Source organism: Paenibacillus sp. Dod16 (genome assembly GCF_049893405.1).
Taxonomy (GTDB): Bacteria; Bacillota; Bacilli; order Paenibacillales; family Paenibacillaceae; genus Paenibacillus_AQ.
The window spans coordinates 1-14,345 of the sequence record NZ_JBNDYG010000022.1; the positions used below are offsets into that span (position 1 = coordinate 1).

Annotated in this window: 21 protein-coding genes; 20 read left to right on the forward strand and 1 reads right to left on the reverse strand. The window is 39.7% G+C overall.

Going from position 1 to position 14,345, the window contains the following annotated elements; genetic code table 11:
- Window positions 1-68: 68 nt before the first annotated feature.
- Window positions 69-977: a DNA polymerase IV gene (locus tag ACPV3A_RS16825; RefSeq protein ID WP_426200360.1), complete on the reverse strand. Its 909-nt coding sequence runs from the start codon at window positions 975-977 to the stop codon at window positions 69-71.
- Window positions 978-1,532: 555 nt separating this feature from the next.
- Here ACPV3A_RS16825 and ACPV3A_RS16830 point away from each other — a divergent pair.
- The 20 genes from ACPV3A_RS16830 to ACPV3A_RS16925 all read left to right on the forward strand — a co-directional run bounded on the left by ACPV3A_RS16830 (window position 1,533) and on the right by ACPV3A_RS16925 (window position 14,321).
- Entirely contained in the window at window positions 1,533-1,760 is a 228-nt protein-coding gene (locus ACPV3A_RS16830; protein WP_426200361.1) for a hypothetical protein, read from the forward strand.
- 85 nt (window positions 1,761-1,845) lie between these two features.
- Window positions 1,846-2,085: a hypothetical protein gene (locus ACPV3A_RS16835; RefSeq protein WP_426200362.1), complete on the forward strand. Its 240-nt coding sequence runs from the start codon at window positions 1,846-1,848 to the stop codon at window positions 2,083-2,085.
- 20 nt (window positions 2,086-2,105) lie between these two features.
- Window positions 2,106-2,330, forward strand: coding sequence for a hypothetical protein (locus ACPV3A_RS16840; RefSeq protein WP_426200363.1), 225 nt, complete (start codon window positions 2,106-2,108; stop codon window positions 2,328-2,330).
- 49 nt (window positions 2,331-2,379) lie between these two features.
- Complete coding sequence (locus ACPV3A_RS16845) at window positions 2,380-2,649, forward strand: hypothetical protein (protein WP_426200364.1); 270 nt, start codon at window positions 2,380-2,382, stop codon at window positions 2,647-2,649.
- A 315-nt stretch (window positions 2,650-2,964) separates the two neighbouring features.
- A complete protein-coding gene (locus ACPV3A_RS16850; protein WP_426200365.1) occupies window positions 2,965-3,399 on the forward strand; it encodes an LPD11 domain-containing protein in 435 nt (144 codons plus the stop codon).
- 102 nt (window positions 3,400-3,501) lie between these two features.
- Window positions 3,502-3,729 (forward strand): hypothetical protein, encoded by a 228-nt coding sequence (locus tag ACPV3A_RS16855; protein ID WP_426200366.1) that lies wholly within the window; start codon window positions 3,502-3,504, stop codon window positions 3,727-3,729.
- Window positions 3,730-4,151: 422 nt separating this feature from the next.
- Window positions 4,152-4,349, forward strand: coding sequence for a hypothetical protein (locus tag ACPV3A_RS16860; RefSeq protein ID WP_426200367.1), 198 nt, complete (start codon window positions 4,152-4,154; stop codon window positions 4,347-4,349).
- A 25-nt stretch (window positions 4,350-4,374) separates the two neighbouring features.
- A complete protein-coding gene (locus ACPV3A_RS16865; protein WP_339193491.1) occupies window positions 4,375-4,521 on the forward strand; it encodes a hypothetical protein in 147 nt (48 codons plus the stop codon).
- 315 nt (window positions 4,522-4,836) lie between these two features.
- The gene (locus ACPV3A_RS16870) at window positions 4,837-5,421 is read left to right on the forward strand and encodes a hypothetical protein (RefSeq protein WP_426200368.1); all 585 of its coding nucleotides are present in this window, start codon (window positions 4,837-4,839) and stop codon (window positions 5,419-5,421) included.
- A gap of 142 nt (window positions 5,422-5,563) precedes the next feature.
- The gene (locus ACPV3A_RS16875) at window positions 5,564-6,571 is read left to right on the forward strand and encodes a TIR domain-containing protein (RefSeq protein WP_426200369.1); all 1,008 of its coding nucleotides are present in this window, start codon (window positions 5,564-5,566) and stop codon (window positions 6,569-6,571) included.
- A 1-nt stretch (window position 6,572) separates the two neighbouring features.
- Window positions 6,573-6,737 carry a hypothetical protein gene (locus ACPV3A_RS16880; RefSeq protein WP_339193482.1) on the forward strand — a complete coding sequence of 55 codons (165 nt, stop codon included), beginning with the start codon at window positions 6,573-6,575 and terminating at the stop codon, window positions 6,735-6,737.
- Between the two features lie 113 nt (window positions 6,738-6,850).
- Window positions 6,851-7,024, forward strand: a complete 174-nt coding sequence (locus tag ACPV3A_RS16885) for a hypothetical protein (RefSeq protein ID WP_426200370.1) — start codon at window positions 6,851-6,853, stop codon at window positions 7,022-7,024.
- Between the two features lie 55 nt (window positions 7,025-7,079).
- Window positions 7,080-7,433 (forward strand): hypothetical protein, encoded by a 354-nt coding sequence (locus ACPV3A_RS16890; RefSeq protein ID WP_426200371.1) that lies wholly within the window; start codon window positions 7,080-7,082, stop codon window positions 7,431-7,433.
- A gap of 1,207 nt (window positions 7,434-8,640) precedes the next feature.
- Complete coding sequence (locus ACPV3A_RS16895; protein WP_426200372.1) at window positions 8,641-10,212, forward strand: LPD1 domain-containing protein; 1,572 nt, start codon at window positions 8,641-8,643, stop codon at window positions 10,210-10,212.
- Window positions 10,213-10,520: 308 nt separating this feature from the next.
- Window positions 10,521-10,847, forward strand: coding sequence for a hypothetical protein (locus ACPV3A_RS16900; RefSeq protein WP_426200373.1), 327 nt, complete (start codon window positions 10,521-10,523; stop codon window positions 10,845-10,847).
- Window positions 10,848-11,082: 235 nt separating this feature from the next.
- Complete coding sequence (locus tag ACPV3A_RS16905; RefSeq protein ID WP_426200374.1) at window positions 11,083-11,598, forward strand: hypothetical protein; 516 nt, start codon at window positions 11,083-11,085, stop codon at window positions 11,596-11,598.
- The gene (locus tag ACPV3A_RS16910; protein ID WP_426200375.1) at window positions 11,595-11,912 is read left to right on the forward strand and encodes a hypothetical protein; all 318 of its coding nucleotides are present in this window, start codon (window positions 11,595-11,597) and stop codon (window positions 11,910-11,912) included. The genes ACPV3A_RS16905 and ACPV3A_RS16910 overlap by 4 nt, the downstream gene beginning before the upstream one ends.
- Before the next feature lie 12 nt (window positions 11,913-11,924).
- A complete protein-coding gene (locus ACPV3A_RS16915) occupies window positions 11,925-12,368 on the forward strand; it encodes a hypothetical protein (protein WP_426200376.1) in 444 nt (147 codons plus the stop codon).
- Between the two features lie 785 nt (window positions 12,369-13,153).
- Window positions 13,154-13,792, forward strand: coding sequence for a hypothetical protein (locus tag ACPV3A_RS16920; RefSeq protein WP_426200377.1), 639 nt, complete (start codon window positions 13,154-13,156; stop codon window positions 13,790-13,792).
- Between the two features lie 157 nt (window positions 13,793-13,949).
- Window positions 13,950-14,321, forward strand: coding sequence for a hypothetical protein (locus ACPV3A_RS16925; protein ID WP_426200378.1), 372 nt, complete (start codon window positions 13,950-13,952; stop codon window positions 14,319-14,321).
- Window positions 14,322-14,345: the final 24 nt, after the last annotated feature.

Genomic DNA, 14,345 nt, shown 5'->3' on the forward strand with positions numbered 1-14,345 from the left:
GTCCTTCATTCGACTAAAAATGAGCATAAATAGATAGAATTATGCTCATTTTTTATTTGTGCTCTATATCAAACAACTTGAAAAATATTATTCCTCCAAAGAATTAAAAGATTAGACCCTTTATGCACACATGTTTTTATATAGATACCCAACATGGCCACTTCGACTTCCCAGGCCACTGTGTAGTCTCTAGGCAAGGTCATACCATTACCAATATCCTTTTGAGTACTATGGGTGTTTACTGTCACCGGCGAGTGATCGATTCCGTTGGCAACACGCCAGATTACTTCCCCATTCACTCCCCATTTACGTTTTAATTTAGCCAGAGGAGTGCGAGCTAAATCTCCAATAGTTCTTATTCCCATTTTCCACAGATGTTTTTCCATACGAGATCCAATGCCCCACATATCGCGGATTGGCTTATTCCCTATATGTTGATGTAACTCCTCTTTTTTAAGGTGGAATATGCCTCCATCAATTTTCTTGGCTATTAGGTCAGTTGCAAGCTTGGCGATCACTTTGGTTTCTTCAATTCCGGCTCTTGCATATACACCGGTCTGAGCATAAATTCTATCTTGTATCTGCCTGGCCAAGTCAATCGGATCACTGGTAAACAAATGCATCGAATCGGTCAAGTCGGCAAATAATTCATCTACCGAATACACCTCAACTAAATCTGTAAACTCCTCGATAATGGACTTTATCTGTATGGAAACATCTATATACTCCTGCATATGAGGCCTGACTATTATCAGATCTGGGCATTTTTGAAGGGACTGCCAGAGTGCTTCACCTGTCTGCACACCTTTAGCTTTTGCTAATGGGCAAGCGGTCAAAATAATACCAGCACGTTTAGCTGGATCGCCGGCAACTGCTAAGGGCTTGTTTCTATATTGAGGCATCTTGGCTTTTTCAAAACTTGCGTAAAAACTTTGCATGTCAATTAACATAATGATTTTTTCTTTGTTTTTTAACACGCATAATCACCCCTGATAAGAACGTTTGTTTGTAATGAGTTTATTATACACCGAACAGACGTTCTTTAATCAAGGGGAATTTTTGTTATATACCCAGCCTATTCTCTTAAGCTCCAATCCCGCTCCATTCGTCTTAATTTGCTTTCTGACAGCTTAACAATGCGGGTGCAAGAAATTCTTCCTCGAATTAATAATTGCCGGGTACAGCGGCTGTGAGCTCGTCTGTATGTCAATAACTGAAGGGGGGGTGTTTTTTTGAAAGGTATGATCATGTACGTCATTTTCACTCCCCTTCCCCCTCACACCCCAAGGTATCGAAAGGGAACCGGATCTTCCCGCAGCTTACTAGAAGCTTATTCCGCCTTAGTGGGCCTTATATTCTCTCTTCGATGATGAACATGAACTCAAGTTATCCCGGTGAATCCGGATAACCGGTTATAAATTTGAAGCATACAAAAAGCATAGAGTTCAGATTGTTCAATGATGATCTTTGGTATTTATCAAATACATATCAGTATCAAATAATTCATTTCATTAAAATTGGGGGAATGAAAAATGAATAAATTTTCGTTAATAAACGTATCCGAACGTAAAAATGGGATGGTATCAGGGAATTGGATACAAGATATTACAGCTACTAAAGATGAAGCATTTAAACGAGCAAGAGACACAGAAAAAGCAAATGGAAACAGAATTGAAGTAGCAGTAGTAGAGATATTAGGGAGCAAAGCTCCCAACTATGATTATTTGACCAACATTAAGGAGGTTGTAAGTAATCAATAACCATCTAGACGGTGACTGTATAACAGTCAAGCAGCCTTAAGCCTAAAATAATAATTTCATCAAAATAGTGAAGGGATTGATTTATATGAAACAAGTGAAATGTAATAGATGCGAAAATTTTGTGCTGAAATCAAAGGTAGAAGGTTATACATATTCCTGTGATTCTTGTGAGGAAGAATTATATACAATTGAAACCTATGCAGTTGATGTATCGGCAGTTAAATGGGCAGCCATCGTGGCATTCAGTCAATTGTCACGCATGAGGAATAAATTTCCACTTGAAACATGGTTTCTTCAATTATTGCGAATTATAAAACAGAGATGATAAAAGATGGAGGCAATATCATGATAGTAAATGTGTACAATTCTAATTACGTGGAACCAGTAACAATTATTTTAAACTCTGAAGATCATTTAACAATCGAACCAAAAGAAACAATTAAAATTGAAACCAATTCTATGGTCGGAAGAGAAGGGTTCATGATTAAAGAGGTTCAAGGACAGCGGTGGATCGAAGCATATCAAGGAAGGTACAATCAAAATTTGATCCTTAGAATGGAAGAGTGTTGATCCTTTATACATAAAGGAAATTCATTGAATCATAATGGAGGTATTAAAAATGCAATACACATTTACAGTTGAAAGAAATAGACAATCTGTTACCCAAGGAACCGCTACTGTTTTTTTAAATAATAATGAGATCGTTACCTTTGGCGATACAATTGAAATGATATCGCATGGCCATAAAATCTATGGTGAACAGATCGGCAATTATGCAAGTGTTATATCGGATAAGGAGTTTATTCAAGCTGTATTATTTCCTCATGACGTAAATCAAAAAAAATTCAATGATAAAATAAAGAAGGTCTTAGAGAAAATAAATGAATGAAATGAACTTGCGAAGGACTTCAATATCAATCTCCAGTCTATCAAGAACAGAAAAAGCATAATACAAAAAAAAACGAACCCATTTTACGGGTTCGTTTTTTTGTCTGAGGTCACTCCCATCAGCGTGAGCTTGCACAAAATCAGTCTACCCCTTCCATTTGATTATATTCTCTCTTCCATGATGAACATTGCCTCAAGTTATCCTGGTGATCCGGATAACCGGTTAAAAAGTTGAATCGTATAAAAAGGGTCAGATTGTTCAATGATGATCTTTGGAATTTGTTAAATAAAATAATAATGACGGAGGTTTTTTAAGATGAAAGAAGTTTTAGAATTAAGCTATATTGATACTGATGATTGGGGGCGTCCTGTCTATAAAGACCAATTCGAAAAGTTATGGAAGGATGTTGAACTGGGCGATAGAGAAACACCTTCCCTATGTTCTGTATCCGGTAACAGTTTTGACGGTGAGCCTGATTGTCCCATCAACAAGGAATTTGTCATTTTAACACCTTTTATTAAGAATAACAAAAGGTTTGAATACATGATGCTAAATAGACTAAAGAGCGATTGTGAGACTCATTTAGATATTGAAAATAAGTACCGACGAAAATTAAAGGAAGATGAAATGAAAGCCACAATACAAGCCATGAAAGACTACTGGAATGGCTTTGAAGAAGATGAAAAACCCGAGTGGCTTACCTGGGATCAAATTTTGGACTATGAAAAACGAATGGCTCAAACCGTCTAGGCGGTGACAGTATAACAGTCAAGCAGTCTTAAGACTAGAGCGTTAGCTGTCTATACCAGGCGGCTAGGTGGCTATAAAATGATGAAAAACAGGAGGCATGGAATGAGCATTCTAGAGTCACTCAAGCAGCAATTCATAAATAAAGAAATTGACAAAGATACGTTCTATTCTGATGTTTCTTCATATCTGGCGAACCGCACAAGACAAGAATATGAAACAGCAGTAAATGAAGTTGTAACATTGATAAATGAGCTACAACTAACAAAGATTCAGGCTAACAAGATATGGAGTCGTGCAAAGATTAAGTATAAAATGATCAACAATCGATGAAAGAGTGATTTCGTTCGGAGAGGCTAAGCCCCTATATATTAAAAGGAGGTAGTTATGATGTTATATATCAACAGACCTGCCAAATTGATTAGTGTAACAGTCAAAGATATAAAGTGCCCTGATAACATTGTGGGTGTGGGGAAATCACCTGTATCAGATAAACTGATTAATTTCGAAACTGAGAATTTTTTAAGGGAAGGATTTAGAAAGGTGACTACCAAGGAATTCAGAAATAGTTTAAAGTCCTTATAAAATTCTTGTTTGCGAAGACTTCAATAGCATTCTCCAGTCTATAAAGATCATAAAAATATAATACGAAAAAAGACGAACCCAATTTACGGGTTCGTCTTTTAGTCTGAGGTCCCTCCCATCAGCGTGAACTAGTGAATTCATTTAATAATATAAAAATGGAGTTGATAACAATGAACCATGAAAAAAAACTAGTGTTAGGCATGTTAGCCGAACTGGAAGCTTTCCGCAAGCGCATTGAATCAGGAGAAGTGCAGGAAGGATCATCAGACTGGACTATTAGTATGTGTCAGGCGCATATTGCTAAAGGGTATTTCGAAACAAGAAATGAATGGTCAGAAGAACTAAAAGCAATGGTTCAAACCGTCTAGGCGGTGACAAGGAGGGAATGAACAAATGAAAACAAGAGAAGAATTAATTAGGTACTATGAACGGCAATTGGAAAAGGTAACTAAAGCCTATGAAAATGATTCAAGAAAAGAAGAGTACATTAGCTACGCAAAGGAAAATTTAGAAGCAGTAAAGAACGGCAGAGAGTGGTAATCCGAAAAAATTCTTGTTTGATTAAAATAACTTCAATAGCATTCTCCAATCTAGACCAGAAAGAATACAAAAGACGAACCCAACTTTCGGGTTCGTCTTTTTGTCTAAGTTCACTCCCAGCAGCGTGAACTTGCACAAATCACTCTACCCCTTCCATTCGTTTTAGCTGTCCCTTATATTCTCTCTTCGATGATGATCATGGACTCAAGTTATCCAGGTGAAGCTGGATAACCGCATTAAGTAGTTGAATCGGTACACAACCAAGGCCGGCCGTCGCAATAACCACCACAATTCACTTAAGGAGCTGGATGACATATGCTTAAACCAGGAAAAGTAATCGGGATGAAAGGCTTTACGAAAGAGCAGTTGCGCGAGCTTAAGGAGCTGGCAAAGGAAGAGATATCTTTTCCCGTGAACATGAAGCAACATACACAGAAATACGCGACAGGAGCATTCCAGATCAGTCCTAGATCTAAACGGGGCAAAGATGGTGAAAGTTCTATAATCCCTCAATGGACACGTGAAGAATTTAAAGAGATCCTTACCTTTTTACTCAAATACGACATCGTCGTAACCTGTCGAGATATTACGAGCCCGATCGACGATGTAAAGCCGGCACCGGATGGTACCGTGTTCGATATGCAATACCTGCTGTGGAGTAATTACTTTTCATTTATGACCCGGGCCGTCCGGGAGATCAAGTTGCCTGAAGTGATTAACAAACCATCCATACTTCGAAGCTTCGGTAATCTATATCTAGTGGAAGATGAGTTCGAAAAATTGTTCTATGTAACCGGTCAAGAATCATGGTTGTTCCGGAGTGCAGACAAAGAAGAAGCCGAAAAACAGTGGTTGGTATACATTGATACATACTATCCAGGGATGAGAGAAGCAGAATGATTCCCGGATGAATTAATAACCTGACCGACCTGGACAACGTTCGAAACCTCTTCGGGGATCGAGGGTTTTGCGGAATTGGCCAAGGGGTATATGATATATTTGAATTAATCAATCAATTCATATAGAAAAGGAGAAAAACTCTTTGAGGAAACCACGGGTTTTTATTGGATCAGCCCGAGAAGCGATCCATTATGTTAACGAAATTCATTCACAGTTACATTACGTCGCAGAAGTTACTCCTTGGTCTGCTGGAGCTTTTAAACCGAACAATTACCCAATGGAAGATCTAGAAGCACAAGTAGATTCTAACGATTTTGCTGTGTTTGTATTTTCTCCTGACGATTTAGTAATTATGCGTGGAAAAACATACTTGCAACCAAGAGACAATACCATATTTGAAATGGGCTTATTTTGGGGCAAACTGAGAAGAAGACGGGTATTTTATATCATCCCCAATACGGTCACCCGAGAAGTAGGAGAATTTACTGTCGAAGATTTCCATATCCCATCGGACCTTGCTGGTTTGACAGTCCTCACGTATGAAATTCGGGATGATGGCAATTATACCGCGGCGGTTAATGTTTCTTGTCACGCTATAAAAACGGCTATTGCCAAAGAGGGATTATTTATTGACCCGGAACATCACCTTATTGAAAAACAACGGGAAATTGAATCGAAGAACATGCTTTTGGAATTCTTTACTGAATTTATTGATCGTCATATGTTGGAGGATCGATATGATAAGCTGTACAACGCCATACGCAACTCCTACAACCTAAATGTACTCCCTGGATTTAAAATAAGAGGTGGAGCTGTATGGAAAGCTGAAGGTAGTGAAGGTATCCGGTATGTTGCCGGATCTGTTGGTAAGGATCGATTCTTCCCATTCAGCGCAAATGATTCAAAATCTGATGGTGAAGAGCGAATTATGGTTGTTGATTGTTACTTAGAAAGCACTGTTAAATTCCATTATGCTGGGAGAGCAGCATTTGCTTCTGAGTATATATTGTGTTATCCTCTGGGTACAGAAATTGTTGTCACTCTTCATATCCGAGGTCAGAAAGAGGTTTCACAAGAAGAGTTTGCTGTTCTCGATGAAGAAAATCAAGAATTACTTACCACATTAAATTATCTCTTTGGAGGGGATTAAAATGAGTAAAACAAATAAAGAGTTGAATACTCAAAAGCCAGTTAGTAACTCTTCGAAAGTGAAACTCATGGCTCCTTCGGTAGATGGTGGTGCTGATCGCGAAGTAATTGTTGTTTACCAACGTAAAGCAAACTATGGTTTACCGTCATTCATCAAAGTTAAATAAATGAATTATATATAGCCTCTTAAAAAAAAAGACGAACCCATTGCGGGTCCGTCTTTTTTTTGATACCACTGATTATTTCAGAATATGTTATATTTCATACTGGAGGAATGATTATGAAATATGAATTTAAGGTTGTACAGAATGAAAATGAAAAAGAATTTATTGTACACTCTTTTAATCACTTAGAACAATTAATGCATGAATGGTATGAAGAAGAAAATGGGGACGAACTTCAAGAACATGTAGATGATTTAGGGGATTTATACGGCTATACGGTACATAAATAATTACTCTATTTGAAATAAAAGCGAGAGCTGCACCCGCTCCACAGGAGGAACCACTATGTCGATGTTCAGTTTAAAGAAACCTTGTGCTGATTGTCCATTTCGCAAGGACGGCGCCATGCTTAAAAGTTTAGCCGAAGGCCGTATGAATGAGATCGTGAACCATGTTGTCAGGGAAGATGGATTCTTCCCCTGCCACAAGACGATTGACTATAATGAACATTATGAAGATCAGCCATTCCTGCAGGAGCAAAATAAGTTCTGTGCCGGTGCTCTCATTGCAATTGATAAAGCGGATTCGAACGATCGCAATCGTAATACAAGATTAGCTTTATCCTGGAGCCTATACCGTGTCGAAGATCTAAAAGATCGTGACGCTGTTATAGATCCTGCTGATTACTTATCCCTATAGAAGAAACTGGTATCCGGATCATAAACTTGACTCGACCTGCAAAATCACCAAAAGACGAACCGTAATTAGGTTCGTCTTTTTTTCTACTTTCATGCGTAATGCGCTCCTATTTGTATCGGATTCTATAAGCTTTTGTCACATTTAGCCCAAGTGATGAATAGGGTGTGGAAAAGCAAAATGGAGAGGTGATCATCATTTACTCGTCCGTTCGGGGTTCTACACCTACCTTAACGTGTTGTACGTGCATATGTTGTGACCATGCTTGTTTCTGCACATCTGATTGGAGTTTTTGTTCTGATAACTTCGACCCCAATATCCATTTACTAGAGAATACGATCCTGCTTGAAACAAAGGCTACTAATGTTCCGATCGCACAATTAGCCCAATTTTTTGATTTTCACTTCCCGGAACAGATTTACATCCCAGCCGCTCACACGAATTCTATGGTCTCATACCATTATCAAAACGTTACGGTCAAGCAACTCTTAGTAGCATTAGGCTTTGTACCATTTACAGACGACGGACAACTGTATCCTAGAAGAACTGCTCTCACATGGGGAAAAAAGAGCTATTGCTGTTCAACGTTTTACTATTCGAACACCGGGAACAGAGTTCTGTATAGAAAACATAACCATGATTCGTACCCATTTCAAGCAAGGACAAGGTGTTACCAAATTCAATTCGAGGATGGTATGAAGACGAGTGATAATAATGAAGGCAGATGTTAGTGCAATTAGAACGTTCATGATACCAATTTGTAAGCCGGCCGAAGTAAACCAAGAATATTGCTTAACCCTATAGAAGAGAAACTATTTAGGGTATGGTCTTCTTTAAGAAACCGGTATCTGGGCAATAAGCTTGACTCGAATTCACCAAAAGTCGAACCCAAAAACAGGTTCGTCTTTTTTTTGTGACATTCGCTATGTTTCAGACAGTCCCCGTCAAGAATTATTCTGCAGCAATCCCTCCTCTCTCCCCCACCCCATTACTTTTGAGCGTGAGCCTTTCTCTCTTCTTTTCAATCAACACTAATACAGATTTCTAAATTCAAGCCAAGCAGCTACCGCCGCCAATCAAATGAATGGAACATTTAAGACAATGTTTAATTCCTTTATCTATATCTGGTGATGACGTAAAGCAGGTGTATCTAGCTTCGTATGTCAATCCCTTGCTGAAGGTTAAAAATATAATTATTGGAGGTATTTATATGACTGAACGGGTTTATTCACTAAGAAAGGAAGTACTCTTGAAAGAGGAGTATCAAAAAATTGGTGTGGGTGACATTTTGTCTGATATCAACATCTCAATGGTCCCAGGAGCTACAGCTTCAGAATTTGAGAAAAAGCTTAGAAGTGCTGTAAAAAGAAAAGTAAAAAAACTTCTTATGACTGAAATGGGATTAAACGAGATCCTCGATTTAGTGAATGAGGCATCGAGTGGCCCCCATAAGATTGGGATAAAATTGCTTGCTGAACCACAAAATGAAACGGAATCAACAATCATGGAGTTACTAAGAGATGCAGGTAAATTAAAGGGTAAGTTGAACACATTGGATTACTATCCTGCAGAAATCTGCTTCATGCTTGAGGATCAACAACAAGTTGCTTACACGCTATTGAAACAAGAGCTGCCTACAAAATATCACAAAAGAAGATGGGGCTTAAAAAGGAATATGAACTCGATAGGGTATTTTATGTTTGCAGACTTTGTACGATCGCTATCGACACTTATTGTAGACAACAATATTCTTTCATTCACTCTACAGCAGCAAGATTTTATTCAGTTTAAGATTACGGAATACTATGTGACACGTTCTGAAATCTCCGGGCTGCTAACTCTTCCGGAATGTGCAGAACTACAGGAACTGATCAGGAAAAATGCTCAGTCCATGAACTTATCCTTACCGAATACTGATCCAGACCACATTATTTATGACAATTCGTATTCATTGGATGACTATCTTCTTTCTCTACAAAAGAGAAGCTTTAAATTATCTGACGGGTTAAAAAAGATTGTTATCCCTCGCATGTGCCGCATGTTCTGTTCTATCCAAGAAAAGGTTAAACGCATGCTCGATGAACACTCCTCGTATGCAAAAGCATTTCAAACCAAAAAACATATCAAAACCAAAAACCTTGAAGTGATGTCCCAAAACGAATTTCTTTCTGTTTATGGACAGATTGAATTAGATAACGATACGGACATAACGAAGTTTAGGCAACTTGAATTAGAATTTATTCAATTACGAGAATATTTAAGCTTAACCCCTGCTTCGGATCACAGTTTTAGAATTCGAAAACTGGGAAGACACCGAGCAGCAGGCTTGTATTACCCGTATTACAAAGCACTAGTAATTGATTTGGATTCGCCCGATGCTTTTGTCCATGAGTTGGGGCATCAATTGGATTGCACCATGATTCCCGGTACGACCGTTTCAGAATTATCTGGGTTCTATGCGGTTAGCAGCTTATACGAACAACTGGTCGAAAAAGAGGTTTCGGAACTACCGGAAAACGACCCGTTCAAATTAGCCTGGAATGGAAGTTCAAAATATAATCAATCGTATTTCCTCGAAAGTACTGAAATATTCGCAAGATCATTCGAGCTTTACCTCAAGAAAATAAAGAAATTTGACTCCTCTTTTCTCAAAGAGGAATACACCTCACCCGTTTATCCTACTCAACCCGAATTCTTATCTCTTATTAAGAAATATTTTGACTATTTACTTGGATGTCCCCGGGAAGAGGTTTTAAGTTACGAAAAGCAAATGATCGGGTAAACTTTGTAACGGTCGAGATCCGGACGAATCCCAACAGGGGTTCGTCTTTTTTTTTGATCACTCGCGCCTGGCAGCCTCTCCACAAAATGTCGCAGCCTCCCTCTCCTTAATATGTGACCTCCTCTCTCTTTTGATGAAGATCAAAACAAGTTATCCAGGTATGCCTGGCTAACCGGTGAAAAAATTGAATGATACAAGAAACAATCCAAGATAATGACCATCGTTCTTTCACGGTGGTTTTTGAGCAGTTTATTCATTGTGGCTCTCTCTATAGAGGTCCTACTCTCAACATACTGGAGGTTATACATATGACAACAGAATCAAAGGAACTGCAGGCACAGCGTGAGCGTTATAATTCCGGCCGAGATAACAAAGAGCTTGCTTCAAGGAACCGAGAAGCTTTTAAAACCATCTTGAACACTATTCAGCTTAATGATAATGCAGAAGTACCCATGATCACCGTTACTATGATGTATCCCAACTATGATGATTTGGAGCAAAGCATGACTGAAGACGAATTGAACTTTCGTATGAAGCTTCTTGAAAATGCAGGATTGATTTCTGTACGTGAAGCCTCATTTGGTACTCAGATGGTTTCTATTACGGAGTATGGCGCTCAGAGATATGCTGCTTAATGCTACGCATGTAATGAAGCCTGAAGGCCTCTCAGCCTCTCTCTGACCGTCCTGCGTCTGGTCAACGACTGGAGACCGCGAATTCAAATAAGCCGCAAAAAGACGAGCCCTACCTGGGTTCGTCTTTTTTTGTGCTCACTCGCTATGTTCAGCCGGCACCTTTCCACACAAGTTATCCTGGTAAACCTGGATAACCGGATAAAAATCTGACTAATCAAAAAAGGGGAATCGAAGGATGAATAATCAAAAAGAAAAAGCGGTTATCTGGGGCTTTACTGGCACACGATGGATGAAACGTAAACACGTTACCATGATCGGACCAGGCTTGTCCTGTGCTGACCTGGATACATTGGACGAATATGACAAGCAGCACGGCGGCCGTCATGCTTTTTTGCCGCTGGGCATCAATCCTAACAAGCATGCTACCATCAATCAAATGCGAGAGATCGCGGAGACGAACGTAAAGCACCATATCAACGACTTTTTCCACATCGACGTCTATTTATATTTCAAGTATAGCCAGGACGTCATATGGATGACCAGAGAAGCTGGGACCAACATATACCCGGCCTGTTCATTCGAATCTGAACGGCAGCGGGAAAACGCCGGCATATCCTTGAACTACTACATCAATGAGAACCGCGTTGAGAATAAGCTTTACAAAGTGGATCAAGTCCGGGCAATTCGACTGAAAGACGATAAAGCCCTGCAGATCGTCGAGAGCTTACCTATCCTGGAGGCGTCCGCATGAGTGACCAGAAAGAACGGGAATTAATCGAAGAACTGGCACACTGGACACAATACGGGTATATCGAAGGCGCTCACGATGTAGAGACCAATTATCTTCAAGCTGTGGAGTACCTCCGGGAAATAGATAAAAGTGACGGCATTTCCCGTACGTACCCGCCTTTGTCAGACATCCTGAACTATTACCAGGAGCGGGTCCAAGAGCTTCGGGATAAGCATCATCAAGGACAAAATATGATAACCGGCGGAGAATACATCGAGATTGACCAATTAAATGACATGTTAACCAATTCAGCAGAACCAAAAATACGTTATTAAGGGGATAATACAATGACAACCAATAACAATGTAAACGAGATTCAAAAAAGCAATGCGGTATACGACCTGAAGTTCACTAAAACCGCTCAATACTGGAACAATGAACACGGGGCCGGCGTAAAAATTGATGGTTCCAGAGATTTCAGTCATTGGATGGTAGATGTAGATGCCAATAAAGCACGTATTCATGAAAATCCGGACAAGCCCTTTGCTGAACAATTAGCCGAATATCTGGCTGATAATTTTGGGTATAAGCAGGATTATCTCGCCATTATGGATGACGGCCGAGTATCGTTTAACATGATTGAAAATGCCGATGGTGAGCCGGTTCCTAACGGCGAAGAAATGGGAACGCAATTATATTTATGTGACTATGATTGCCATATCAAAGTTATCTATGAGTTCACGCCGAACCAGGAACGTCTGGCCGAACTTTTGCCTAACGCCGAACAATAGATTACATAAAATATATTACGTGATATCATATAAACAAAACTGAGAGGTGACCTGGATATGGGTAATCAAGTAAGAGCAATAACGATTCCTAATAGAGACTCTGCGGGTTGGTTGCACGGTACAAAAGTTGTTTTAGCTTCCTGGGACTGCCCCATATGTAGGAATCCAATGGTGGGGAACCTCAGCTACAAACTTTTTGTGAAGACGGAGAATTTTATAACGTACATGTTTGGGAAAATGAATGCGGACATATCGCTAAATATGCTGATTTGATCCTTGTCCAGCCGGAAGGTGTAGTAAGTGGTAACTGAACAAAAGAATCTGCAGATCGGTTATCAACGCTCACCCCACACATCGCATGAGTATTAAGGAGGGGCCGCGCCTTGACTTAACCTGGGATGGTCCTACAAACGAATTTGCAGGGCTCGATACCGGTTATGGTATCTATAACCGAGGTCCAAGTAACCACCCCTACTCCAACATACATACGAGAATAAATCACAATAGAGGCGAACCCAAAAGCTGGGTTCGTCTTTTTTTGAGTTCTACACTATGTCGATGAAAAATATGCCGACTACTTCAATAGATATCCCGGTTTTCTAAGTGAACTTAGATAACCCAATACAAAATTTGATTATTTCAAAAGTAACTGCACTATAGCTAAAGCCGCCTTCTATGCACTGTCTCAAGTGTTGTGCCTGGTAGTAGCAGCAAAATCCAGTGAATTACTACCTCAAGAGACAATCAACGAAATACCACATACAAATCCGAGGAGGAACATAATTATGCCAACATTCAAAATGGATCGACTATATGAAGGTACGAGGACACTGAAGACGGACGATCTGCTTACAGCTGTCAAGGAAACATGCAACTATGAAGGCGACCTGTACGTAGATGGAGAACTTGTCTTGTCCTGCTTAGGCCTCTCTTATGAGGATAACACAGAGAGCCTTCTCAGACATGGGATCACTTCCTACGTGAAAGACGGGACACGCCTTTATAAATACACAGACGAGAGCAAGAATATTAAGAAATACTTCGTGAATTTGTACCAGTATGATTGGGATGGCGTTAACAAAGTTCAATTCAATATTCACGATTACCGAAATGGCGCCAATGACGTTGAGTTCAGCACCTTACGTGATGTGTTTACGTCAATTCGTACACATACTGAACAGTTTCCCTACGGCCCAGAAGACGTACACGTTATCATCTGGAGTGACGAATGGGGCTGCACTAGCTTCTCACCAGAGGACTGGAAAATTGATGAAGAGCCTGTACGCTACGATTTGTTCTACGAAGAAGGTAAGCTTACTCATGGGACAAAGCGGTCATGTGAGGAACGTATCGCCAGACTCCTTGCACTGAAGGCTAAATGGGTGACTGACGTGAACAACTTTAAAATCATCCGCTATGCGTAGAGAGAGCCAAGCTGCGGTAGCTGCCTAAATTCAGGCTGAGCCAAGAGCTCCTATACGATACTAAAGGGATATAACAAATAATCCCAATCAATAAAAATGTAAATGGATTATAGTCCGGAAGTAGACTTTCATACTCACATATAAGGAGAGATGGTACATGACCATTCATTATGATATCGAGAGCAGTAACTTTGAATATCGCCCCAACCGTTTGGAAGAGAGACAGAAAGCAGATATAGCAGAGCTAGCAGAACGGTTCAGAGCATTTTTACAAGAGAACGGCTTATGGAAGTTCATCACCATCGGTTTTAATGGAATGGCTTTTGATAGTGAACAAGACGTGATTGAGTCCTTCGTAAAGTATTACAATCCAGAAACGTTGATCGTTCTTCATGAAATTAACATTAACTATGATCGTTCACCGAATAATTTCAAGAAGGTAAAAGAGTTCTTCCAAAAAAATGGATACCAGATTGAGATCATCGATTTCCACAGCTTCTTTATCAATCCAAAGGAGTTGTATAAATGAGGGCTTCAGGGACTACAAAAAACT

What these genes read in the sequence shown, in the direction of transcription:
- ACPV3A_RS16855 (WP_426200366.1), top strand. Translation starts at nt 3,502, where the DNA reads ATGAGCATTCTAGAGTCACTCAAGCAGCAATTCATAAATAAAGAAATT.
- ACPV3A_RS16850 (WP_426200365.1), top strand. Translation starts at nt 2,965, where the DNA reads ATGAAAGAAGTTTTAGAATTAAGCTATATTGATACTGATGATTGGGGG.
- ACPV3A_RS16915 (WP_426200376.1), top strand. Translation starts at nt 11,925, where the DNA reads ATGACAACCAATAACAATGTAAACGAGATTCAAAAAAGCAATGCGGTA.
- ACPV3A_RS16865 (WP_339193491.1), top strand. Translation starts at nt 4,375, where the DNA reads ATGAAAACAAGAGAAGAATTAATTAGGTACTATGAACGGCAATTGGAA.
- ACPV3A_RS16840 (WP_426200363.1), top strand. Translation starts at nt 2,106, where the DNA reads ATGATAGTAAATGTGTACAATTCTAATTACGTGGAACCAGTAACAATT.
- ACPV3A_RS16835 (WP_426200362.1), top strand. Translation starts at nt 1,846, where the DNA reads ATGAAACAAGTGAAATGTAATAGATGCGAAAATTTTGTGCTGAAATCA.
- ACPV3A_RS16830 (WP_426200361.1), top strand. Translation starts at nt 1,533, where the DNA reads ATGAATAAATTTTCGTTAATAAACGTATCCGAACGTAAAAATGGGATG.
- ACPV3A_RS16920 (WP_426200377.1), top strand. Translation starts at nt 13,154, where the DNA reads ATGCCAACATTCAAAATGGATCGACTATATGAAGGTACGAGGACACTG.
- ACPV3A_RS16895 (WP_426200372.1), top strand. Translation starts at nt 8,641, where the DNA reads ATGACTGAACGGGTTTATTCACTAAGAAAGGAAGTACTCTTGAAAGAG.
- ACPV3A_RS16925 (WP_426200378.1), top strand. Translation starts at nt 13,950, where the DNA reads ATGACCATTCATTATGATATCGAGAGCAGTAACTTTGAATATCGCCCC.
- ACPV3A_RS16880 (WP_339193482.1), top strand. Translation starts at nt 6,573, where the DNA reads ATGAGTAAAACAAATAAAGAGTTGAATACTCAAAAGCCAGTTAGTAAC.
- ACPV3A_RS16910 (WP_426200375.1), top strand. Translation starts at nt 11,595, where the DNA reads ATGAGTGACCAGAAAGAACGGGAATTAATCGAAGAACTGGCACACTGG.
- ACPV3A_RS16890 (WP_426200371.1), top strand. Translation starts at nt 7,080, where the DNA reads ATGTCGATGTTCAGTTTAAAGAAACCTTGTGCTGATTGTCCATTTCGC.
- ACPV3A_RS16900 (WP_426200373.1), top strand. Translation starts at nt 10,521, where the DNA reads ATGACAACAGAATCAAAGGAACTGCAGGCACAGCGTGAGCGTTATAAT.
- ACPV3A_RS16870 (WP_426200368.1), top strand. Translation starts at nt 4,837, where the DNA reads ATGCTTAAACCAGGAAAAGTAATCGGGATGAAAGGCTTTACGAAAGAG.
- ACPV3A_RS16860 (WP_426200367.1), top strand. Translation starts at nt 4,152, where the DNA reads ATGAACCATGAAAAAAAACTAGTGTTAGGCATGTTAGCCGAACTGGAA.
- ACPV3A_RS16885 (WP_426200370.1), top strand. Translation starts at nt 6,851, where the DNA reads ATGAAATATGAATTTAAGGTTGTACAGAATGAAAATGAAAAAGAATTT.
- ACPV3A_RS16905 (WP_426200374.1), top strand. Translation starts at nt 11,083, where the DNA reads ATGAATAATCAAAAAGAAAAAGCGGTTATCTGGGGCTTTACTGGCACA.
- ACPV3A_RS16845 (WP_426200364.1), top strand. Translation starts at nt 2,380, where the DNA reads ATGCAATACACATTTACAGTTGAAAGAAATAGACAATCTGTTACCCAA.